The organism is Lysobacterales bacterium, from assembly GCA_016703225.1.
Classification (GTDB): Bacteria; Pseudomonadota; Gammaproteobacteria; order Xanthomonadales; family Ahniellaceae; genus JADKHK01.
On sequence record JADJCM010000001.1, the window covers coordinates 1,770,338 to 1,792,856 of the forward strand.

At 62.9% G+C, this 22,519-nt stretch carries 15 protein-coding genes and 1 pseudogene; 8 read left to right on the forward strand and 8 right to left on the reverse strand.

Features of this window, described 5'->3' with window-relative positions; all coding sequences use genetic code 11:
* Positions 1-115 precede the first annotated feature (115 nt).
* Together IPG63_07660 and IPG63_07665 are read left to right on the forward strand one after the other, a co-directional pair.
* Positions 116-2,659 carry an SAM-dependent DNA methyltransferase gene (locus IPG63_07660; protein ID MBK6727122.1) on the forward strand — a complete coding sequence of 848 codons (2,544 nt, stop codon included), beginning with the start codon at positions 116-118 and terminating at the stop codon, positions 2,657-2,659.
* A gap of 29 nt (positions 2,660-2,688) precedes the next feature.
* Entirely contained in the window at positions 2,689-3,609 is a 921-nt protein-coding gene (locus IPG63_07665) for a restriction endonuclease subunit S (GenBank protein ID MBK6727123.1), read from the forward strand.
* Here IPG63_07665 and IPG63_07670 read toward each other — a convergent pair.
* Complete coding sequence (locus IPG63_07670; protein MBK6727124.1) at positions 3,588-4,811, reverse strand: IS4 family transposase; 1,224 nt, start codon at positions 4,809-4,811, stop codon at positions 3,588-3,590. The two genes, IPG63_07665 and IPG63_07670, sit on opposite strands and share 22 nt — an antisense overlap.
* A 231-nt stretch (positions 4,812-5,042) precedes the next feature.
* Here IPG63_07670 and IPG63_07675 point away from each other — a divergent pair, with 231 nt between their 5' ends.
* From IPG63_07675 to IPG63_07685, 3 genes and pseudogenes are all read left to right on the forward strand, one after another.
* Positions 5,043-6,647 (forward strand): putative DNA binding domain-containing protein, encoded by a 1,605-nt coding sequence (locus tag IPG63_07675; GenBank protein ID MBK6727125.1) that lies wholly within the window; start codon positions 5,043-5,045, stop codon positions 6,645-6,647.
* Positions 6,644-9,915 (forward strand): annotated as a pseudogene (locus IPG63_07680) (type I restriction endonuclease subunit R). The gene IPG63_07675 and the pseudogene IPG63_07680 overlap by 4 nt, the downstream one beginning before the upstream one ends.
* Positions 9,916-10,623, forward strand: coding sequence for a M48 family metallopeptidase (locus IPG63_07685; GenBank protein ID MBK6727126.1), 708 nt, complete (start codon positions 9,916-9,918; stop codon positions 10,621-10,623).
* A 55-nt stretch (positions 10,624-10,678) separates the two neighbouring features.
* Here the strand turns inward: IPG63_07685 and IPG63_07690 are convergent, their stop codons facing one another.
* The 6 genes from IPG63_07690 to IPG63_07715 form a co-directional block, all read right to left on the reverse strand.
* Complete coding sequence (locus tag IPG63_07690) at positions 10,679-12,385, reverse strand: peptidase (GenBank protein MBK6727127.1); 1,707 nt, start codon at positions 12,383-12,385, stop codon at positions 10,679-10,681.
* A gap of 85 nt (positions 12,386-12,470) precedes the next feature.
* Positions 12,471-13,526 carry an AAA family ATPase gene (locus IPG63_07695; protein MBK6727128.1) on the reverse strand — a complete coding sequence of 352 codons (1,056 nt, stop codon included), beginning with the start codon at positions 13,524-13,526 and terminating at the stop codon, positions 12,471-12,473.
* 227 nt (positions 13,527-13,753) lie between these two features.
* Positions 13,754-15,109, reverse strand: coding sequence for a tyrosine-type recombinase/integrase (locus IPG63_07700; GenBank protein MBK6727129.1), 1,356 nt, complete (start codon positions 15,107-15,109; stop codon positions 13,754-13,756).
* A gap of 660 nt (positions 15,110-15,769) precedes the next feature.
* On the reverse strand, positions 15,770-17,050 hold the full coding sequence (locus tag IPG63_07705) for a type II toxin-antitoxin system HipA family toxin (protein MBK6727130.1): 1,281 nt from the start codon (positions 17,048-17,050) through the stop codon (positions 15,770-15,772).
* Positions 17,047-17,379: a helix-turn-helix transcriptional regulator gene (locus IPG63_07710; protein ID MBK6727131.1), complete on the reverse strand. Its 333-nt coding sequence runs from the start codon at positions 17,377-17,379 to the stop codon at positions 17,047-17,049. The genes IPG63_07705 and IPG63_07710 overlap by 4 nt, the downstream gene beginning before the upstream one ends.
* Before the next feature lie 230 nt (positions 17,380-17,609).
* Positions 17,610-18,725, reverse strand: coding sequence for a porin (locus tag IPG63_07715; protein ID MBK6727132.1), 1,116 nt, complete (start codon positions 18,723-18,725; stop codon positions 17,610-17,612).
* Between the two features lie 220 nt (positions 18,726-18,945).
* Here IPG63_07715 and IPG63_07720 point away from each other — a divergent pair, with 220 nt between their 5' ends.
* The 3 genes from IPG63_07720 (at position 18,946) to IPG63_07730 (ending at position 21,030) form a co-directional block, all read left to right on the forward strand.
* Positions 18,946-19,317, forward strand: a complete 372-nt coding sequence (locus IPG63_07720; GenBank protein MBK6727133.1) for an HNH nuclease family protein — start codon at positions 18,946-18,948, stop codon at positions 19,315-19,317.
* A 40-nt stretch (positions 19,318-19,357) separates the two neighbouring features.
* The gene (locus IPG63_07725; protein ID MBK6727134.1) at positions 19,358-19,963 is read left to right on the forward strand and encodes a hypothetical protein; all 606 of its coding nucleotides are present in this window, start codon (positions 19,358-19,360) and stop codon (positions 19,961-19,963) included.
* Positions 19,964-20,055: 92 nt separating this feature from the next.
* On the forward strand, positions 20,056-21,030 hold the full coding sequence (locus IPG63_07730) for an MBL fold metallo-hydrolase (GenBank protein MBK6727135.1): 975 nt from the start codon (positions 20,056-20,058) through the stop codon (positions 21,028-21,030).
* 7 nt (positions 21,031-21,037) lie between these two features.
* Here IPG63_07730 and IPG63_07735 read toward each other — a convergent pair whose 3' ends face one another.
* Positions 21,038-22,477 carry a hypothetical protein gene (locus tag IPG63_07735; protein MBK6727136.1) on the reverse strand — a complete coding sequence of 480 codons (1,440 nt, stop codon included), beginning with the start codon at positions 22,475-22,477 and terminating at the stop codon, positions 21,038-21,040.
* Between the last annotated feature and the right edge of the window lie 42 nt (positions 22,478-22,519).

Here is a 22,519-nt window from a genome sequence, read left to right on the forward strand (position 1 = left end):
TGTCGGACGGCGCCGACGCACCTCATGCGGTTTTGGCAATCCCGGCGTGGCTGATAGCGTATGGCCTGGTCTGGACGTGGAAAGCGCCAGGCAAACTCACGGGAATACGCAGGACATGTCGACTACCAAACTGACGCTTGCACGGCTCGAAAGCCTATTGTTGACCGCCTGCGATGACTTGCGCGGCAACATGGATGCCAGCGAATACAAGGAATACATTTTCGGCATGCTGTTCCTCAAACGCGCCAGCGATCTGTTTGATCAGCGCCGTGAGGAGATCAGGAAGGAAGGCAAGGCCGCCGGCCTGTCGGATGCCGACATTGCGATCAATCTCGAGGACGCCGACCAGTACTCCGGAAAATACTTCTTCGTGCCGGTGCGCGCGCGCTGGAACGATCCGTGGGTGGATGACGCCGGCAAGCCGCAACCGGCGCTCAAGCACACCAAGGAAAACGTCGGCTCCATGCTCAACAAGGCGCTGGAAGCGCTGGAAGATGACAACGCCGATGCCCTGCAGGACGTGCTCAAGGGCACCATCAATTTCAACCGCAAGATCGGCCAGAACACGCTGGACGACGACACCTTGGTCGATTTCATCCAGAACTTCGAAAGGATCCCGCTGCGCGACGATGATTTCGAGTTCCCCGATCTGCTCGGCGCTGCGTACGAATGGCTGATCAAACACTTCGCCGACTCGGCCGGCAAGAAGGCTGGTGAGTTCTATACGCCGGCCGAAGTGGTGCGCATTTGCGTCGAGATTTGCGACCCGCAGGAAGGCATGAGCATCTACGACCCGACGGTGGGCTCGGGCGGCATGCTGATCCAGGCGCGCGACTACCTGCGTGAATGCGGCGCCGACGCCGCCGAGTTGTCGCTCAACGGCCAGGAAAAGATGGGCACCACCTGGTCCATCTGCAAGATGAACATGCTGCTGCACGGCATATCGCACGCCGACATCCGCAACGAGGACACCTTGCGCGAACCGCAGCACAAGACGGAACGGAACGAGCTGCGCCGCTTTGACCGCGTGCTCGCGAATCCCCCGTTCAGCCAGAACTACATCAAGAAGGACATGGTCTTTCCGGGCCGCTTCCATGTGTGGATGCCGGAGAAAGGCAAGAAGGCCGACCTGATGTTCGTGCAACACATGCTGGCCGTGCTCAAGGACGATGGCCGCATGGCCACCGTGATGCCGCACGGCGTGCTGTTCCGCGGCGGTGAAGAGCGCGAAGCGCGTCAGTTCTTCATCGACCGGGGCTACCTCGAAGCCGTCATCGGTCTGCCCGGCAATCTGTTCTATGGCACCGGCATTCCCGCCTGCATCCTGGTGCTGAACAAGGCGCGCGCTGCGCAACGCGACCATGTGCTGTTCATCAACGCCGACCGCGAATACCGCGAAGGCAAGGCGCAGAACCACCTGCGCCCGGAAGACATCGACAAGATCGTGCATGCGTACCGCGCAGGTGCGGACATCTCTGCCTACGCCCGCCGCGTGCCGGTGAGTGAAATCAAGGCCGAGGACTACAACTGCAACATCCGCCGCTACGTGGACAACGCCCCGCCGCCCGAGCCGCACGATGTGCGCGCGCATCTGCACGGCGGTGTGCCGATCAGCGAGGTCGATGCGCTTGGCCACTTCTGGCAGAACTACGCGGGTTTGCGCGACAGCTGCTTTGTGCCGCGCGCTGCTCCCGCGAGCGGTGTGCCGTACGCCGATTTCACTTCGGCGCTGCACGACAAGCGCGCCATTGTCGAGCACATCAACCATCACGTTGGTGTCATCGAGCGGCAAGCGCAGTTCATGGCCGACCTGGACGGCTGGTGGTATCAGCACCTGGCCCTGGTCGAAGCATTGGCACCGGATGCGAGCAACCAGCAGGCCAAGACCAACAACGTCTACCAGATGCGCGCGACGCTACTCGACAGCATCGAGCGCACGTTCGCGGGCCAGAGTCTGCTCAATCGTTACCAAGTGCGCGGCGCCTTTGCCAACTACTACAAGCAACTCGCCTCCGACTTCAAATCGATTGCCGCCAGTGGCTGGGGTCCGGAGCTGATTCCGGATGACGACATCCTGCAAAGCCAGTTCCCTCAGGTGCTGGCTGAACTCGAAGCCCAACACGCCCGGTTGGCGGAGCTGCAAGCCCTGTTTGCTGCGGCCAGCGAAGAAGATTTTGAAGACAGCGACGATACGGGCGTACTGCCGGCCGAGGAAGTGAAGGCGCTCAAGGCCAGCCTGAAGGAAGCCAGGGGCATGATGAAGCTGGCCAAGCGCGACCGTGCGTTTGGCGACTGGAACAGTTTCCGCGACGCGGCCGAACGCATCGAAGCGCAACTCGCTCGCCACAAGGCGCTGGAAGACGAAGCCAAGGCGCTGAAGGTGGCGATCAAGTCGACCGAAGCCAGGAAATACGATCTGGTCGAACAGGCGCGCCTGAAAATCAGCAAGGACGAAGCCCGCGTGATCATCGTCGAGCGTCTGGGCAAGGTGCTGCTCGCGAGCTACCGCCAATACCTGCGCGCCGATCAACGCGCCTGCGTCGCGGCGATTGAAAACCTGTGGCGCAAGTACGCGGTCACCGCCAAACAGATCGAAGCCGAACGCGATGCCGCCGCGCAGGCCTTGCAGGCGTATCTGGTGGAGTTGGGGTATGAGTGAGTGGCTCTAGGGTTGCATTTCAAAGAAGCGTGGCATTCATCCGATGCAACGACGATGTGCTTCCCGCCTTCGTGTATCAAGCAATTTCGTCCGCAGAATTCGTTCGGCAGTTGGAACGCCGATGCAATGTCACTGCACAAGCGGGGCTCTACCTTGGCGAACTCGCGAAGTGCCAAATCTCATTGCCCGCGGCCCAGCAGCAGCGAAAAATCGCCGCCATCCTCACCGCCGCCGACAGCGCCATCGAAAAAACCGAAGCGCTGATCGCCAAGTACCAGCAGATCAAGGCTGGCTTGATGCACGACCTGTTTACTCGTGGCGTGTTGCCCAACGGCCAACTGCGCCCGCCGCGCAGCGAGGCGCCGGAGCTGTATCAGGAAACGGAGATCGGGTGGATTCCGAGGGAGTGGCGCTATGCCGCAGTCGGAAGCATTCTGAATAGGATCATCGACTACCGTGGCAAGACCCCGGAAAAAACTGTCGAAGGCATTCCGCTGATCACTGCCAAGAATGTTCGTATGGGATACATCGACCCAGAGCCCCGCGAGTTCATTGCCGAGTCATCCTATGCCGGCTGGATGACCAGAGGAATCCCAAGCAAAGGCGATATCCTCTTTACGACTGAAGCCCCTCTTGGCAACGTTGCTCAAATTTCCTCCGAAGAACGTGTTGCCTTTGCACAGAGAGCAATCATTCTTCAGCCGTCCGAGTTCATCGACGCAGACTTTCTTGCCTACAGTTTGATGTCTGAAACGATGCAAGTTGCAATAGCTCGGTTAGCCAGTGGCTCAACAGCATTAGGTATTAAGCAGAGTGAGTTTCGAAAGGTCTGTGTCGCATTTCCAATCAGCAAGACTGAGCAGATGGAAATGGCTCGGCGAATTCGGGTGATTGATGGACTTCTGGCCCTGAGGTATCCCCACGTTTTTCATGATAGCGGGCAGGTCTGAAGCGGTGGTGGAGCGCCATGCGCCAGGTGCGAGAGGAAGCGGAGGAGTTGATGCGGCGACGGCCACCAAGCGGGTCGGCGCAGGACTTCGACGCCGAGGCGCATGGTGGAGTGGTGGCTGCGCACGCAGGTGTTTTTGCCTTCGAGCCTGCCGCCGCGGCCCTGGTGTTCTTCGTGCAGTCCGACAAGCCAGGTCGCGAGTTGCACGAGTGCGAACAGCAGGAGCAGGTTGGAGAGGCGGGAGTCTTTCCGGGTCAGGCTGTGTTCGAAGCCGGCGCCAAAGGTTCCGCTCTTGAGGTCACGGAAGCCTTGCTCGATGGTCATGCGGCGCTGGTAGAGGCACGCCAGTTGCACCGGTGTGCCGCGCTCGGGTGGAAGCGATGTGGCGAGAACCCACGGTTCGCGTGCCGAGCGGGCAGCGCTCTGGCTGGTGCTGTCGCGTCGACGCGCACCGCGCCGGGTCAAGGCGCGACGCCCCTTCGGCCGCGACTGGTGGACAACGATCCGCGTTGTTACGGTCTTGGTGCGCCCGAGATGAAAGGCACCGAGTTCACGGCTGCGTTCCGGCAAGGCCAGTTCGTGGAGCGCGCTGCACGGCAACCAGTCGGCGGCGTTGATCGCAGCCTTCCGGACGGGCTGCACATGGACCGTGCCGCGCACTCGTCCAACGTAATCCCAGCCGAGTGCGGTGACTGCCGTGAACCATGGTCGACGGAATCCGGCGTCGCTCAGGATGACCGGTCGACAACCTTGCGGCAGCAAGCTCGCCAGCTTGCGCAGGAAGGCGCGCTCCACGACTGCCGAACCGGCGCTTTTCTCGGGGTGGACTTCTTCCCAGAGCGTCAGCGTTCGCCCGCGCACCGCCAGGCCGGCGCGCAACAGTTTGAAGCTGCCATCGGGCTTGAGGTCGGACCAGTCGACGACGATCAACGGGTGGGGTTCGCGAATCAGCCAACGCAACATCGCCTGATAGATGGCGGCACGCTGTCGTTCGAGCGGTGCACTGCGCAGCAGGCGGTCGATCGCCTTGAGTGGTGCGGCGACGCGCATCGCACCGGGCCAGTGGCGCGCGATCTCGGTCATGGTCAACCAGCTACCGCTAGCCAGCGCATCGAGCGCCTTGAGCAGCACGGTGGCGGTTGCTGCGTGCAGGGTGGAGAAGACAGAGGGGAGGCATTGCGGCAAGATGGCGCTGGGGCGCATGAGCGTCGGTGATCCTTGGTCTAGACACCCGAACGATTACCGACCTCATGTCGCTCCGCAAGCTATCGCTTTGATTTCGCAGGGCATCGTCGCGCGAAAAGGTGGGGATACCTCAGCTTCTGGCCGAACAGCTCAACGCTCAGCGAAAGCTAAAGAATCAAAAGCTCGGACTGATGCAAGATCTGCTTACTGGGAAGGTGCCGGTGCGGGTCGATGAGATGGAGGCGGCGGATGTCTGACAAGTTGCCGATCAAGCTTGACGACCTGTTGCGCCAGCGCACCGTCGAAGGCGAGCGTATCGAGTACAAGGCGGGCTGGAATCCGGACGCCATCTTGCGCACGCTTTGCGCCTTCGCCAACGACTTCGAGAACCTCGGCGGTGGCTATGTCGTGATCGGGCAGGATTGCGATGCCGATGGCCAGCCCGTGTTCCCGCCGGTCGGCCTCGCCGACAACCAGCTTGACAAGATCCAGCGAGAATTGCTCGCCGCCTGCCAGTTGTTCCAGCCGCCGTATTTTCCAGCGCTGAGCATTCACACCGTGGCCGATCGCACGCTCATTGTGCTGCAGGCGCCTGGCGGCATGCACCGGCCGTACAAGGTGCCGGCCGCGATCACGGCCAAGCACAAGAGCTGGCATTACTACATCCGCCGCTACAGCAGCACGGTGGAGGCCACGGGTGACGTCGAACAGGAGTTGCTGAGCTTGACCGCGCAGGTGCCGTGGGACGACCGCTACCACCAGCACGCGAAGCTCAGCGATTTGTCCAAGCCGCTGATGATCGAGTACCTGCGCGAAGTCGGCAGCGCCCTGGCGGACGATGCCGCCGGGATGTCCGTCGAGGAACTGGGGCGGCAGATGAACCTGGTGGGCGGGCCGAGCGAGTCACCTTGGCCGAAGAATGTCGGCCTGCTGTTTTTCAATGACGCGCCGGACCGATTCTTTCCCTATACGCAGATCGATGTGGTGTGGTTTCCTGAAGGCGCGGGCGGCGACCGTTTCGACGAAAAGATCTTCAAGGGACCGCTGGCGCGCATGACGCGCGACGCGCTCAGTTTCATCCAGCGCAATTATCTGATCGAAACCGTGCTCAAGCATCCGGACCGCGCTGAAGCCACGCGCGTTTGGAACTTTCCCTACATCGCCATCGAAGAAGCCCTGGTGAATGCGGTGTATCACCGAGCCTATGAACTGCGCGAACCGATCGAGGTGCGTATCGGCCATGACGAGTTGGTGATCCTCAGCTTTCCTGGGCCGGATCGCTCGATCAAGACCGAGGATTTCGAGGCCGGTCGAGCGGTCAGTCGCCGTTACCGCAATCGCCGTATTGGCGAGTTCCTGAAAGAGCTGGACCTCACGGAAGGTCGCTCTACGGGCGTGCCCAAGATACTCAAGGCCATGGCCGCCAATGGCTCGCCTGCGCCCAGGTTTGAAACCGACGATGACCGGCTGGCCTGCGTCATCCGGCTGCCGGTCCATCCGCTGGTCAAACGACCTGCAACAAACGATACCGACCAAGTCACCGGGGAAGTCACCGGGGAAGTCACCGACCAAGTCACCGGGGAAGTCACCGGGGAAGTCACCGGGGAAGTCACCGGGGAAGTTGGCCGTTTGCTGCGGGTGATGACAGGCGAGATGTCGCGCCTGCAAATGCAGGAGGCCTTGACGCTGAAACATGAAGATCACTTTCGTGCGGCCTATCTTGGCCCTGCACTCGCGCTGGGCGTGCTCGAAATGACGCTGCCGGACAAGCCCCGCAGCAGCAAGCAGCGCTACCGACTCACCACCAAAGGCCAGCGGTGGCTGCACGCCGAGCTCACGGGCGGCGCGGGATGAGCGAATACAGCGAGGTCGAGAAACCGTTTCTGAGCCAGCTCGCAGGCCTGGGCTGGACAGTGATCGACCAGGGCACCGGCATTCCACAAGACGCGCGCCCGAGTCTGCGCCACCACTTTCGCCAGTGGCTGCTGCCCGAAGTGTTTGATCGCGCCGTGCGCACGATCAACCGTAGCGACGATGGTCGCGAATGGTTGACGGACCGGCAGCTCGAAGACCTGCGCAACCAGTTGTTGCGCCAGCCCAATCGCACCCTGCTGGAAGCCAACGAGGCAGTGCAGGCTCTGCTGTTCAAGGCGCAGACGGACACCAACGAGTTGACCGGCGAGTCTGACCCGGTGGTGCAGCTGATTGATTTCCACGCGCCCGAGAACAATCAATTCCACGCCATCAACCAGTTCCGCATCGATACGCCGGGCTGTGTCAGGGCGTTCATCGTTCCGGACATCGTGTTGTTCGTGAACGGCATTCCGCTCGCGGTCGTGGAATGCAAGAAGGGCTCGGAAACCTGTGCCAATCCGATGCAGGAAGCCTTTGTGCAGTTGCAGCGTTATATGCGGCGGCGCCCGGAAACCGAAAGCGCCGGCCTGAAGGAAGGTGAGCCGCGGCTTTTCCACAGCAACCTACTGCTGATTCGCAGCAGCGGGCTCGAGGCCGACTACGGCACCATCACCTCGGGCGACGAGCACTACTACGCATGGAAGACGCTGTACCCGAAGGACGATGCTGCGCGTGACGGATTGAACGCCCAGCAGCAGTTGATTGCCGGCATGCTGACCAAGCCCAACCTGCTGCAGATTCTGCGCACCAGCGCCGTGTTCATGGACACCGACGGCGGGCCGCGTGTGAAAGCCGTATGCCGATACCAGCAGTTCCGCGCCGCCAGCAAGATCGTGCAGCGGCTTCGCGAAGGGGGCGCGGCCATGGCGCGCAGCGGCGTGGTGTGGCACACGCAGGGCTCGGGCAAGTCGCTGACCATGGTGTTTCTGGCTCGGATGATTCGCGCCAGTCGTGCGCTCAATGACTACAAGATCGTGCTGGTCAATGACCGCCAGGATCTGGAGGAACAGCTCGGTGAAACCGCCACGCTGATCGGTGGGCACGTGAATGTGATTGAGAGCCGCCAGGGACTGCGCGCGCATCTCGCCACCGACAGCTCGGATGTCAGCATGGTCATGGTGCACAAGTTCCAGGAACACCGGCAGACGCTGACCAACACCGTGGCCGAAGCGCTGGGCACCTACCAGGCCATGCCTTCGGGCAAGACCTTGGGATGGTGAATGCGTCGCCGCGCATCATCCTGATGATCGACGAGGCGCACCGCACGCAAAGCTCGGACCTCGGCGACAACCTGTTCGAGGCCTTTCCCAATGCGGCCCGCGTCGCCTTCACCGGCACGCCCTTGATCACCGAGCGTCACGGCGAGAAGAAAACCCACAAGCGCTTCGGCGAGTACATCGACACCTACAAGCTGCTGGATGCGGTGAACGATGGCGCCACGCTGCAAATCCTCTACGAGGGTAAGACCGCGGACAGCGCCCTCAGCGAGAAACACGCCTTCGACACGGCATTTGAGGATCTGTTCAAGGACCGCAGCGACGAAGAACTGTTGGCGATCAAGAAGAAGTACGGCGCCACAGGCGATATTCTGGAGGCCGAGAACCGCATCAATGCCATTGCCCGCGATCTGGTGACGCACTACGTCGACAACATTCTGCCCAATGGCTTCAAGGCACAAGTGGTGTGCCACTCCAGGCTGGCCTGTATTCGCTATCAAGTTGGCATTGAAGCGGCGCTGACCGAACGCATCGCCAGGGAAGAAGCGCAGGCCGCGCCAGATGCGGCGCTGATCCGGCGACTGAGCTTCCTGAAGACCAGCGTTGTCGTGTCCAGCGACGGAGCCAACGAGGCCGCGTTCATTACTCACGCCAGAAAACAGGCGCAGCGCACGAATGCGATGGCGAATTTCTGCCGCAGCTTTGATCTGGACGACCCGGACAAGGCCTACACCGGGATCGCGTTCCTGATCGTGTGCGACATGCTGCTGACGGGCTTCGATGCGCCCATCGAACAGGTGATGTACATCGACAAGAAATTGCGTGAGCACACGTTGCTGCAGGCCATCGCCCGTACCAACCGCGTCAAGAAAGGCAAGCAGCGCGGCTACGTCATCGATTACATCGGTCTGGCCAATCACCTGACCGATGCGCTGACGCTTTACGCCGCCAGCGACGAGTTGCAGGAACTGAATGACGGCATGAAAAACATCTCCTCCGAGCTGCCGGTGCTGGACGAGCGGTACGTGCGTCTGTTGCAGCATTTCGATGCTCTGGGCGTCAAGCACATCAAGGCGTTCGTGAATGGCGAACTGCCCAATCTGGATGCCGATGCTGCTGTCGTGCATGCGGCCGTTAAGGCGCTGAAAGATGACAAGAAGCGTGCGGACTTCGAGGTGTACTTCAAGAAGTTCCTGATGAGCCTCGACATCATCCTGCCGCACAGCTCGGCCCAGCCGTATCGGGTGCCGGCAAAACGTTTCGGCTACATCCTGCAAGTGTGCAAGGAGCGCTACAAGGACGAGAGCATGAACCTCGGCAGCGCCGGGGAAAAGGTGAAGGCACTGATCAACGCCCATCTGATCAGCCTGGGGATCAATCCCAAGGTGCCGCCTGTGGAATTGCTGGCCGACGATTTTCTGGACAAGTTGGCCGCACATGCCGGAAAGAACAACGAAGCCAAGGCCAGCGAGATGGAACATGCCATCCGCAAGCACTGCACAGTGCATCACGACGAGGATCCGGCGTTCTACAAGCGGCTGTCGGAGAAAGTGGATGCGCTCATTGAGAAGCATCACGACGATTGGGATCTGCTGGCGGAACGGCTGTCCGGGCTTCGGTCCGAAGCCCTCGCAGGGCGAAGGGCCGGCGAAGCGGGCATGAGCAAGGAAGCGACGACGTTCTTTGAGCACGTTCTGGCGGTTGGAATCCCGGCGAACGAATTGGCGGACGCAGACAGGCCGGGATTCAAGGCCTTGATGGAACGCACCGTCGAGATCCTCCAGGACTCGGTGGTGAGCATCGATTTCTGGAGCGACCCCGACAAACAGAAGCGGGTGCGTGGATTGCTCAAGACTGAAATGTCAAAGACCGGAATCGAGGTGTTGAAACAGAACCGCGAGCGCGTTGCGGTCGAGATCATGAATCTTGCGAAGAACCGGCACGATGCGTTGACGAAAGCCATCGTGTCCGACAAGAGTGGAGGTGCGTGAATGCAACTGCGACACGTGCGTGACATCACCTACCAGCTGTTGCCCGGTGCCGAGCGACTGACCACGGATATTGTCATCGAGCGGGATGGCGTGATCAGCGTTCGCCCGCCCCTGCGGATGACACCCGAACAGGTGGACGAAACCGTATTGAGCAAGCGGATGTGGATCTACCGCAATCTCGCGGAATGGCGCGATCTGAATGCAACGCGTGTCACCCGCGAATGGGTGAGCGGCGAGTCCTTCCTCTATCTGGGCAACCGCTACCGACTGCTGTTGGTGGACGGGCAGAGTGAGCCGATCAAGCTCAAGGACGGACGATTCTGCTTGCGGCGAGATATTGCAGAAGAAGAGGGTTTCGATGCGGCGCAGAGCGCGTTCGAGGCGTTTTACACGGAGAAGGGCATGTCACGCCTGAAGGCGCGCATTGCTTATTTTGCCCCGAAGGTTGGCGTGCAACCAGGTGGTCTGAAAATCAAGGACCTCGGCTATCGCTGGGCATCCTGCCTTCCAAACGGCGACCTGCACTTTCATTGGAAGTGCTTGATGGCGCCGCCGACGATCATCGACTACATCGTCGTTCACGAGCTTTGCCATTCGCGTCATCGTGACCATTCCGTCGCGTTCTGGAATGAAGTCGACAAGGTGCTGCCGGAGTACCGGAGTCGCAAGGAGTGGTTGCGCGCGCGCGGCGCTGAATTGGGTCTGTGATGGGGGGCGGTTTGATCATCGTCTTGGCTCGCGCACCCTTGCGCCCCATCCGCAATCAACTCGTCCGGAATACCGGCCCGCGCGGCAGAAATGGCAGTCGACCGACACGCGTCAGCAAGAACGCATGCTCACGCGCGATCGTGAGCCGAGACTCGCAGAAGCCATCCGTGATGATCAGTATCGGTGCTGATTTCGGGAAGTCCGGTGTGCCTTGCAGCAGATCGATGCCCGGCTGCAGCACGGTGCCGCCGCGCCCGCGAATCTTGATCACGCCGGCGATGGCTTCCACTGGCAGATAGCCTTCGTCGTGCGCGGCCGCGTCGCAGCAGACGAGGCGCACCATCGGTACCTCGCGGCTGAGTGCGTAGGCGGCGATCGCGCCCAGCCCGCGGGCGAGATCAGCGCGCTCCATCGAGCCTGAGCTGTCGAGTACGACGCCGAACGTGCGGCCGGCGAGAAGCGCCTCATCGAGCGCGTAGCGTGGCCGCGGGATGTCGGGCGTGGCGCTTTGGCGGCGGGAGATGCGTGCGTAACTTCGGCTGCGCTCGAGCGGCGCGAACCAGGCGTCGAACCACTGTGCCAGTGCGACGTCCCACGGTATCGGCGGCTGAGCCAACGCCCGAACCTCTTCGATCAATCCGGCCGGAAGCAGTCCGCGCTGTCCACTGACGTGGAGTTCAAGCCCGGTGAGCAGGGCACGACGGCAGAAGCTGTCGAGATCCGTGGAATGGCTGTTGGCGGCATGGCCCGGCGCATCCAGCATGTCCGCCGCGCCCTCACCTCGCAGCGTAGCCAGCTTGCGGCGACTGCGCAGATCCCGACTGATCACGTCGTAGATCGTCTCGGCGGACTGACCCTTGAGCGCCGGGTCGTGCAACAGGCCACGAGCCGGGGCCATGCCGACGGCCATCTCGATCAGCCAACCATTGATCACGAAGTCGCAGGCGGCGTTCCACAGGAAAAAGTCGCGGCCGCCGCAGCGCACGGTGTGTCGCAGCCCGGCGTGCAGCAGCTCATGCGCAATGACGAACCGCGTCTCGAGTTCGTTCAATCCGGCGCCGGGATTGAGGTAGATGCGGCGTTCGGAGTCGCTGATCGCCGCAATGCCGATGTCCAGCCGATGGCACTGCGCGGTGTCTTCGATCAGATCGAACCCTGCGGCGAGCGCACCGAGCAGGGGATAGTGATCGATGAACCAGGCGCGCGCGCGCTGGGCAGCAGTCTTCTTCGCCGCCACTTCGGTGCTGGCCACGCCCGAGGCGCGCATCAACGCATCATCGACAGCTGCGAACATGCCGGCACTGAACAGTTTTGCCCACTCAGTGCGTTGAATCCATCGATGCGATGCCTCGCCGTCGCGACTGAGCATGTCGTCATGGTGGGCGCCGGCGATTGAGAGCTCCAGCGCCCAGTCCGGGATGCCCTGCTCGTCGAAGGCGCGAAACCAACGGTCCTCATCCCATGCATGCAGTTCGTCCTGCGGTGGGTGGCTGATTGGCGTTCCCAACTTCAAATCAAGCAAGAACCGGGTGACCACGCAATCGCAGGCAGCATTCCACAGTCGCGATCGCGCGGAGCGACGAAAGTGATCGAAAGCAAGGTGCAAGGCCGCGTGCGCGAACACATACAACCACTCCGCCGGCTCGGCACGCCGGCGGGCGTGCGCGTAGATCACGCCGTCTGCGGAGACCATCGCCCAGCCGTCGTCAGGCACCGGATTCATCTCCTTGGGGCGACGCAGGTTGAGTCTTGCCGCGAGCATGCCGAGCAACGGGTGCCTCTGCAGTTCCTTGAAACCGGCTTCGACCGATTCTCGGGCCGGATCCTGTTTTTTCGGACTCACGTGCCTACACCTTGCGTTCGATCAGTCGCGGCAGGTCGCGCACTACCTCGACCATGAACCAATCGGGCAGCGCGAGGCCTTCTTCGCGGGCAACCACCACTTGGGCGATTTCCAGGCTGATGGTCGCCAGCGACTTCAATCGCGCCTTGGCATTGTGGGCCAGGTCGCGGGCTTCGCTGTTGATCTCTTCCTTGAGTTGCGGCAGTTCGGTCAGCAGCCGGCCGCGCAGACCCTGCGCCAGGAAATACAGCAGGTCGCGATCCTCCGGCGCGTGCGGCCACTGCACGCTGCCGGAGAGGATGGCCTCCAGCCGATACTGCGAATTGCGCTGCTTGTAGAAGCTCTTGAAGGACTGGGCGTGCGCCGGTGACAGCGTGGCGTAGGCAAGCGTCTCGACGATGGCGGCAGTCATGGATTCGCCGTAGCTGGACAGAGCGTCGCTGAGCATGTGCCAGGAGCGCGGTGTGGAGAACGGCTCCTCGTGCTTGGGCGGCTGGTTCCAGAGGTGATCCGGCCGGGCGTGCAGGTAGTCGAGGACCAGTGCGTGCAGACCGGCGCCATGCGCCCATTCTTCCCAGTCGGCGTAGGCCGCGCGCAGGTGAACGTGCACCATCCGGTTGAGCAGGGCCGAGGACATCGGCCGGACGATCGCGGCGTCTTGAGCGCGGTTACCGGCGCCGATGACGACCGAGCCAGCGGGCAGGCTGTACTCGCCGATGCGCCGTTCGTGGATCAGGCTGTAGAACGCCTTCTGTACTTCCTGCGAGCAGGCGTTGAGCTCGTCGAGGAACAGGCAGTACGGCGTCGTGCGAGCAATCTGCGCGGGCGGACAGAAGCGACTCACGCCATCGATAATCTGCGGCACGCCGATCAGGTCTTCCGGCGCGAGCTGGCTGCCCAGCAAGGACACGCAGGGAAGTCCGACCGAATCAGCGAAGTTCTGCACCAGCGCACTCTTGCCGATGCCCGGCGCACCCCACACAAATACCGGCCGAACGGGCGCGACGTTGAGCAGGAAGTCGAGCAGCTGCTTCTGACTGAGCGTGACGATGGGGTTCATGGCGGATAACGGACCTTGAGGCGTAGCGGAACGGCGGTGTCGAGGGAGTTGAGTTCAGACATCAGAAATCTGCTTGCTGAGAGGCTGCTTCGAGTCCGATGAGCCTGATCGTCTGTTCTTCAGTCAAGACTCTAACCCTCTTGCGGAAACCGCGAACCAGTGGGAGCAACTGTCTGGCGGGAGCGCGAACGATTCCATTCTGGCATCCAAACGGCTTCGAACGGACTTCAGCCAGGCCCGCGAAGCGCCAGCATGGCCGCGCCAGCCCGATGCATCGCTTCCCGAATCGCCGTTGAGTCCAGGCGTGCGTATCCGGTCGTCGTCTTCAGGTCCTTGTGGCCCAGTGACTGCGATGCGACGTATAGCGTGGCGCCGGTTTTCATTTGCCAGCTGGCCAGCGTGCGGCGCAGATCGTGCATGCGGAGGTCCCGAACAGCGACCATGGCTGGGTCAAGGCCGAGTTGCCGCACTTCCTCGCGCAGTTCGACCATGACCGCATCGGTCGCAGATTGATGACTTCGCTTCATCGCATGCTTGCTGCGACTCGTGGCGACGAGTTGCCAGATCTCCTCCTTGACCGAGTCGACCGTGACATTGCGGCGCTCGGCGATCAGTTCGGCCAGGCCGATGGCTTCGGTTCGCAGCAGGATGCGCTTCCACGCATTCGGTATGCCGCGGTAATGACCGCTGTCGCTGTCGGCGCGAAGGGCGGGGAAAACCCAGGGGGATGTCGTCGTTGCGAAGCGGTGACGCAGGATGACGACTGCTTCGGGTGCCAGCGGCAGGATCTGCGCATCGCCGCCCTTGTGTTTGTGCGCCGGGATGATCCACTCCGCCTCATCGAGATCGAGCTCTTCCCAGCGCATCGACAGCACGTTGCCCTGGCGGGCGCCCGTGAGCAACGCGATCAGCATCAGGTCGCGCGTCGTGTCGCATGGCTCCGCGTCGAGGGCGGCTAGGAATCGACGCAATTCGGCGCCGCGCAGGTACCGGTCGCGCGGCCGCTCCCGGTTGCGGCGGACGCCCTTGCAGGGATTCGGACCGGTCCAGATATCCCATTCATAGAGACGCCCAAAAACTGACGAGGCGAGGTTCAGTACCCGGTTGGCCACGGCGGGGTGGTCCTGTCCGATTTCCGCATGCAGGTCGGCGATGTCGCGGCGCCGAATCTCATTGAGACGCTTGCTTCCGAGCTTCGACAGATAGAGCCGCCAGAGCGACCGGTCGCCCTCGTGGGACCGCTTCTTTCTCCGCGCATGGCGCTCGTAGTAGAGCTCGAACGCTCCGGCCAGGGTCTCGCAGCTGCGTTCGCTGCGGGCGGACTCGGCCGGGTTTTCCCCTTCGGCGATCTGCGAATTCAGCTGTTCGGCCTTGCGTCGAGCGGCGTCGACCGCGAGGTCGGGAAACGGGCCGAGCGCGATCTTCTCCATGCCCCGGCCGATCCGCCGGTTCAGGTAGAACTGCTTGCGACCAGTCGGATGCACGGCGAGCATCAGCCCGCGCACCTTGGTGTCGCCATACCAACGACGCTTCGCCTCGGGCTTCAGGGCCTCGATTGCAGACTTGTTGAACGCGAATTTCATCCGTGAGTACTCCTTGCTGGCCCGTCCGTGGGCAATCCCTGGTACGTGCACAGCGCCGCTCGCCGTTCCTCACCTGTTCCTCATTTGCGCCGAGGAGAGGTGAGTTCGAATGGGTAGCTGTGCCCACACTTGCGCAGCCAACGATACGGCAGGAATCGCCCAAGCTGTTGAGCAGCAAGGAGAATTGAGGAAGGATGAGGAGGTTTGCAGAGAATTGCGGAGTATTAGAAGGGCTGGCCCGAGGGGGCTCTGACTCTGCCTATCTAGGTTCGAATCCTAGTCTCCCAGCCATTCAAATCAAGGGCTTGCAGCGATGCAGGCCCTTTGTTTTTGTGGCGGTTCCACCTCATGCACCACATTTCCCTTACCGCCCGACGGCAAACCTCGCGCGGGCTACGCAGCAGCGCAACCTGCTTCAATGTTCCAAAGGGTCGACGTGATCGGCCCAGTGCAGCGAGTCAAGTCGTGTTTCTCAAGGCAGCATGGCCTTGCCGGTCAACTCCGACCGGTTTCAGCGATCAGGAGGGAGATAGGTGATGAGGCTGCGAAAAAAGGACGTTGCCGATTGCGAGATAGTGACGCGCGGTCTGCACGTCTTCATCGACATTCAAGGCACAGCCTTGGCGCCTGCCAGGGCGTCATCAGGCACGCTGGCTTGCCTCAGCCGATGACTGCTCGCGCGGCATTGCGCTCCGGATGCTCGAAGGCGCCGGCGAACGGCTCCAGTTCGCGGTCGAGCATACCCAGGGTGCGCCCAACTTCACGCCATAGGCTTACTGCTCGCTCCACTTCGCCCAGGATCCGCCGGGCAGTTCGTTGGTCAATGCGGAAGTAGGGGGTGACCGCCATCAGCGCGTCGATCGAGGCCTCGGGGCCGGAGTCTTCGGAGATCCAGGTCTTGAGCTCGCGGACGCGCTCGGGGAAGGGATTCACATCGAAGGCCGGCGCCAGCCGCCATTGCCCGAGCTGCTGATGCAGGAAGCCATGGTTGTGCAGGTGGTCATCAACATTGGTGATGAGGATGGAAAACGCGATGCGCCTCCAGATCTCCTCGATGTCGGCCTGCGGCTGAGCGCCGTGTTGTCGCAACGCATCGACGATCTCGGTGTAGGAATGCTCCGTGCCGTCGCTGCTGTCGGCGCCGAGCATGGTCGCGGCGGAAACGTAAAGCAGGCGGCGGCCGTCGTCGGTGCGATCGAAACGGCGGATCAGGGCCACGGGCAGGCCGTCGCTGTCGACCAGCCTTGCTGCGGCAGCATCGATGCCAGCCGCCTTGGCCAAGCGCAATGCCAGCACTTCGCCCTGGGTAACTGGCCGATCGTCGGCGACGCTGGGAAACTTTCCGATCGACAGCCGCCCGTCGTCGTCGATAACTGAGCACTTGGGGCGCAAACCGCCCAACGAGGTGCCGCGGCCTCGCAGGAAGGCGAGATCTGCCGCAGTCTCCGCCTGCATTTCCACGGCACGGGAGGCCGAGAGCAGCGCGCCCAGCTCGATAAGTGGCGGTGCACTGCGCGCTTCGGGCCTGCGCTGGAAATTCCCGTCCTCGTCCCGGAAACGCAGCGCGCCCATGCGGCTCAGGTCATCGACTGCCAGCAGGAAATCGAGATGGTTCAGAGGGCCCGACTCCGTCGCGGTGCCTGCCTTCCTGGATTGCTGCCGCCGCTTCACGGAGTCGCGGAGGATGACCTTGCGCCCCCAACCGTCCGGCTCGGTATCCGCGATCACGCCATGAAACAGCGAGCCATCGCGCTGCGCCGGATGGAACTGCATGCCGGCCACCAGCGGCAAGCCCGGCTCGAGCGGGAATCGATCCGGTGCGGCCAACCAGTCCGGGTGATACTCGAAACCGGCCGCCTGGCGCGCCCCCTGTGCCTCGAAGCGCAGGGTACCGACTTGCCGTGAAATGTCACCGAGAAAGACATCGATCGTCCGCTTCATGGCGCTTCCGGCGCTTTCTTGGGCCTGATGCGCTGGGGCAGGCGGCGTGCATCGAGCAGCAGCCCGGTGTCATCGCGACGGCTGTCGGCAATCTCGCCCAGCGCGCTGGGGAAGCCAAGGACAAACAGGGCCATCGCGTACACACCCATGGATACGCTGGGGTCACCCTTTTCAACGCGCTGGTAGGTGGCCTTGGATACACCGACCCGCTCGACCATCATCGCCACGGTCAGATGGCGCTTGCGGCGGGCGTCGCGCAGGTCCGCGCCCAGCTTTCCCAGCGAGCGGCCAACTTTGGGAGGCAGCGTGTCTGTCACCGCGGAACGCATGAATATGGCCTCATGAAATATCCCATAAACGGATTAAGGGATAATGTATTAGTCCTTATCTATCGTTCGCGGTCACAAGTCAAGTCCGCAGACCGAGCCCAACGGCCAGAACAGGCGCGCTGGAACATCAGCCTCGCGGCGCTATTGCCTATTGAACGGATTCGCGGGCATCAGCCCAGATCCTCAGCCCCCGGCGTTCTTCAGGTGGTGCGCGCGTCGGTAGGTGCCGATCAGAACTTCCAGGTGCCGCCGATGTAGATGCTGTCGTTGCTGGCGTCCTTGCTCGGGATGTTGGAGTTGCGGTCGCGGGTTTCGTAGCCGGCCTCGATCGTGAGCTGCTTGCCGAAGTCCTTGGCCAGGTTGATGGCGTAAGTGGTGTTGTCGTCCTGGCGGTTTGGCGTCAGGTTCTTGTGGTCAACCGAGTCGAACTTGAAGCCGAGACCGAGCGCCATCTCCCACGGCAGCTTGCGCGTGTAGGTGGCTTCCCAGGCCCAGGCGTCGGTGTCGCGCGTGACCGCGGTCGAGTCTTCCACCTTGGGCGCGTACTTGAGCTTGAAGATGTCGTTGTCGGTGGCCTTGAAGTTCGCGGCGAGCGCGAGCGTGTCGATACGCGAGTCCGGCGAGTCCGGGTTGGTGATGTCCTTGTCCTGGTAGTTGTAGGTGATGCCGAGACCGACACGCTTGGAGACTTCGTACTCGTAGGCCAGCGAAACCACGAAGGTGCTGACGAACTTGTTGTCGTCCTTCTCCAGCGTCACGTAGGACAGCGAGGGCTTGAACGAGTGCTTGCTCTCTTTTGGCGCGAACTCGAGTCCGCTGGTGACCGCCCAGTTGAGCTTGTTCAGTTCGCTGCGGCCGCCGTGCGTGTCGCTGGCGAGCTTGAAGCCGTTGTTCCACGAGGTCGAGCCGTTGCCGAACTGGTACTTGTGTCCGAGCCCAAGTTTGGCGGTGACGCGGGTCTGGGAGTCGACCAGAGTGTCGGCATTCGGGTCGATGATGTCGTCGATGCCGTCGCCGTCCTCGTCGATCGCGTCATCTTCCTCGATCTCGTCCTCGTCGAGATCGGCATCGACGACGTCATCGAAGGCATCGTCGAAGTCTTCGTCCTCGTCGTCCTCGTCGCCCGTATCGGATTCGTCGTCCTCATCGCCGAATTCAGACAGGTCCGCGAAGTCGAAACCCTTCCCGGACGACGGTGCCACCGAGATGTTGTCGTTGGTGCGGTACTGGAGTTCGACATTGCCCTTGAACTTGTGGCCGCTCTTGGACTTGCCGGCGGCGATCGAGTCGGTGGCGGAGCCGAGTGCGGCCACGGCCACGGCCAGGAACAACAGGTTGTGACGCATGGAACCCCCTCAAGGAACATGTGACCGGTAGGCGCCGGGATTTTCAGCCTCGCGAGCGGCGTCGCGAGGATCTGACGGCACGACGATATCGGTCGGGCGCGGGTGCGGCAACGCTTGAGTTGTGACGAAAGTGCATGTGCAGCGTGGCCCTCGGGGCGGACGCAAACGGCTCCCCCGTCACTAGACTTGCGCCATCGCACACCGCTGGGAGTCGCTATCCGTGTCCGCCCACAAGCCGATCAATGAGTCGAAGCTCGACCGCATCGTCGCCGATGCCGCGAAGGCGAAGCGCGAACGCGAGAGCGGCTATCGCGAGAAGGCACTGGGGATGTATCCGTGGATCTGCGGGCGCTGCGCGCGTGAGTTCACGCGCGCAAACGTGCACGAGTTGACGGTGCACCACCGCAACCACAATCACGACGACAATCCGGCCGATGGCAGCAACTGGGAGCTGCTCTGCCTGTACTGCCACGACAACGAGCATCAGCGCTATCTCGACCACGATGCTGGCAGTCTCGCCAGCGAGACCAAGGCCGCGGCGGCCACCTCGAACCCGTTCGCGGACTTGCGCGCGTTGTTGGGCAAGCGCTGACACGCAGTCCCGCGCTTTCCTCCACCCGAGGAGAACACCCATGTTGCCGATGATCGCTCGCACTTGCCTATTGACCGTGCTGGCCGCACCGGTCGCTGCCGTGGAGGTTATGCGCTCGCCGGCGCCCGGCGACACGCTCGAAATCGAGCGCTCCGCGCCGCCGCGAGGCGCGAACCAGTCGGCCGAATCGAGCGAGGCCGTGACCTTGCCCAAGTCGCAGACGATGAGCGTGAATCAACCCGAGTCAGGTGGCTGCCTGCTGTCGTCGGGTCCGTTCGCACTGCCGGCAGGTACGCGCTCGGTCGACTGGAAGCTGGTCAATCGCGGTGCTGCGAGCGCCCGTGTCGAAGTGACGGTATATCGCCTGCGCATCGGTGCCAGCGCCGAAGTGGTTTACCCCGGAACCTTGCGCAAGGTGCTGCCGCACGCGCACGAGATGCACAACGCCAACAGTGTCGGCAGCGGCCGGCCGTTCGAGACCGGTTCCGACTACGAAGTGGTGGTTTGGCGCAGCGATGCGCGCGTACTGCCGGCGGTTTCGTTCTGGTCGGACCACGGCAACAGCGAAATCCCGGGGACCCGCATCGGACCGGAGGGTTTCGTTGCGGTCGGCGGCGACTGCCACCGACGCGGCGCGCACGACTGATCCCGCCGCGGCGTACGGTCGTCGCAGCACTGGCAACCCTCATCGTGCTTCGCATTATCGTCGGCGCGGTGCGGGTGCGGCGGAGTTCGATCATGCAGCGATGGATGCGACAGCGTTGGGTTGTGGGCTTCGCGTTCGCCTTGGTAAGCGTCCTGGCAGGGGCGCAGTCGTTCGAGGCCATCGCACCCGATCTGCACCTGCTCCGCGGCGCCTTCGTGCCTGGGCAGCAGCCCGACGGGAACAGCGTGATGTTGCGCGGACGCGATGGCTGGATCGTGGTCGATACCGGTCGCCACGACGCGCACACGCAGGCCATCCTCGACCACGCCGCGCGGTCGGGCGTGCCGATCAGCGACATCATCAACAGCCATTGGCACCTCGACCATGTCAGCGGCAACGTCATGGTGCGCACCGCATACCCGCGGGCCGAGGTGCACGCGAGCGGCGCCATCGTCGCGGCTCAGCGCGGCTTCCTCGCCGATTACCGCAAGCAACTGGTCGCGCTGGCGGCAGGGCAACCGGATGCGCCTGAGCTGCGGAGCTGGGTGGCCGAGATCGCACGCATCGACTTGGGTGAGCGACTGCACCCGACCGTGCCGATCATCGAGAACGGCCGGCGCGTGCTTGCCGGGCGCGATCTCGACATCCACCTGACCACGCAGGCCGTGACGGATGGCGATGTCTGGGCTTACGACCGCATGTCACGCACCCTGATCGCTGGTGATCTGGTCACCCTGCCGGTGCCGTTCCTCGACACCGCTTGTCCCGCCGGCTGGCGCGAGGTGCTGGAGGATCTGCGCGACCAGCTTTTCACCCGCCTCGTGCCGGGACATGGCCCGGTGATGGACCGCAAGGATTTCCGCCGCTACCGCATCGGTTTTGCCCACCTGCTCGATTGCGCCGCGCGCACCAGTCGCACGGCGACACAGTGCGCGGATCGCTGGATCGCCGATCTGGGCGAGTTGTTGCCCACCGCCGAGCATGCGCGCACGCGCGAACTGCTCGACTACTACTTGCCGCAGCGGCTGCGCGGCGCGGCTGCGAGCGCGGATTGCCCGCGTCGCTGAGCGCGAATCAGGGCACGGCCTCGTAGCCGTTGCAGTAGATGTCCTCGGCGTAGTCCATGCAGCCGCCAGTTACCGGAACCGCCTGGTGTTCGCAGTGCGCGGCTTCGGGGGTGGATGCGCAGTCGAGCAGGATGTCCGGGTTTGCGCTGTCGGCGGCTGCGCTGGCGATCGACGCCACCACCAACGGGTCGCCGCCAACGCGCGAAACGACGCCACGCGCGATGTTCAGGCGCACCACGCCCGAGCCGCTGCCGTTGACCGGCAAACCCGCGCTGCGGCTGCACTTCACGGTCTGGCCCAACTCGACGCTGCCGGTGGCGGTGCATGCGGTCAGCGCATAGCCCGTGCCGGCCTGCAGCGACGCGTAACCGAAGCCCGGCGGCAGTTGCAGCGATACGTAGAAATTTCCGGCTCCGAGATTGCCGACATTGCGATAGCTGACGGTGATGCTGCCGGTGTTGCTCTGGATCGGCAGCACCGCGGGGGTGTGCGCCATGCTGATGATCTCGAGGATGGGCGCGGGCGCCGCCTCGGTCGCGAACGACGCCGAAAAGCAGCCGAGTTGCGTCGGGTTGGCCAGGCAGTCGCTCGGTATCGGCTGTGGTTCGCGGTTGCCGATCTCGGTGCGGATGGTCAGCGGGCCAGGGATCGGGATGTTGTCAGCGACGCGGATGTTGAAGATGGGCTCGTTACTGCCGACGATCCAGTTGTTCGTCGTGCAGGTCGTCGGGTTGGCGCCGCTGCAGGTCCAATTGATGCCGCCCCAATCGATCTGGGTGAGCAATGTCACGCCATCCGGCCAATGCAGCTTCATCGTCAGCGGCGCGTTGCCCTGGTCGTAGCCGGCATTCACCACTCGAACGCGCGCCACCTCGTCATCACCGGCGGTCAGGATGTTGTCGCTGTCGATGGTGATGCGATCGACGAAGACCTGCGATTGCACGACGGTTACGATGTCCTTCGTACACTGCGTCGTGCCGCCGTTGGTGGTGACGCAGTTCAGTGGATCGGGCAGCGGAAACTGCGCGTTCTCCATGGTGCCGGTGAACTCGGTCAGGCCGACCGGCGTGAAGTCCGCGGCGACGTCGATGTCGAAGCTGAGCGAGGCGCCGAACAGCGCTGTGGTCCAGTTGGTGTTGCGCACGCACACCACATCGCGTGGCGTCACCGGTGCGCTGCAGGTGAAGGTGCTGCTGTTGGTCGATCCGTCGACGAAACTGATCCCTTGCGGCAGCGTCATGCGGAAGGTGATCGGCGCGGTCAATGTGGCGCCGGATACGTTGGTGGCCGAAAGCGTCAAGCCGCCAACGCCGGCAGCGCCGAAGGTGCCGGTGCCGAGTGGATCGCGCACCGTCAGATTCATGCCGACCATGGCCGACTGCGCGGGGCCGGCGCCAGCGAGCAGGGCGATGAAGATCAGGAAGGTGGGACGAAGCGCACGTTGCATGAGGCACTCCCGGAGCGGCGCGCCATGTTCGGCGGGCTCCGG

Excerpts from the sequence above, each read along its gene's own strand:
- IPG63_07705 (MBK6727130.1), bottom strand. The coding sequence starts at position 17,050 with ATGAAGCGGACGATCGATGTCTTTCTCGGTGACATTTCACGGCAAGTC.
- IPG63_07685 (MBK6727126.1), top strand. The coding sequence starts at position 9,916 with ATGCAACTGCGACACGTGCGTGACATCACCTACCAGCTGTTGCCCGGT.
- IPG63_07695 (MBK6727128.1), bottom strand. The coding sequence starts at position 13,526 with ATGAACCCCATCGTCACGCTCAGTCAGAAGCAGCTGCTCGACTTCCTG.
- IPG63_07735 (MBK6727136.1), bottom strand. The coding sequence starts at position 22,477 with ATGCAACGTGCGCTTCGTCCCACCTTCCTGATCTTCATCGCCCTGCTC.
- IPG63_07675 (MBK6727125.1), top strand. The coding sequence starts at position 5,043 with ATGTCTGACAAGTTGCCGATCAAGCTTGACGACCTGTTGCGCCAGCGC.
- IPG63_07690 (MBK6727127.1), bottom strand. The coding sequence starts at position 12,385 with ATGCTCGCGGCAAGACTCAACCTGCGTCGCCCCAAGGAGATGAATCCG.
- IPG63_07725 (MBK6727134.1), top strand. The coding sequence starts at position 19,358 with ATGTTGCCGATGATCGCTCGCACTTGCCTATTGACCGTGCTGGCCGCA.
- IPG63_07715 (MBK6727132.1), bottom strand. The coding sequence starts at position 18,725 with ATGCGTCACAACCTGTTGTTCCTGGCCGTGGCCGTGGCCGCACTCGGC.
- IPG63_07670 (MBK6727124.1), bottom strand. The coding sequence starts at position 4,811 with ATGCGCCCCAGCGCCATCTTGCCGCAATGCCTCCCCTCTGTCTTCTCC.
- IPG63_07710 (MBK6727131.1), bottom strand. The coding sequence starts at position 17,379 with ATGCGTTCCGCGGTGACAGACACGCTGCCTCCCAAAGTTGGCCGCTCG.
- IPG63_07660 (MBK6727122.1), top strand. The coding sequence starts at position 116 with ATGTCGACTACCAAACTGACGCTTGCACGGCTCGAAAGCCTATTGTTG.
- IPG63_07700 (MBK6727129.1), bottom strand. The coding sequence starts at position 15,109 with ATGAAATTCGCGTTCAACAAGTCTGCAATCGAGGCCCTGAAGCCCGAG.
- IPG63_07730 (MBK6727135.1), top strand. The coding sequence starts at position 20,056 with ATGCAGCGATGGATGCGACAGCGTTGGGTTGTGGGCTTCGCGTTCGCC.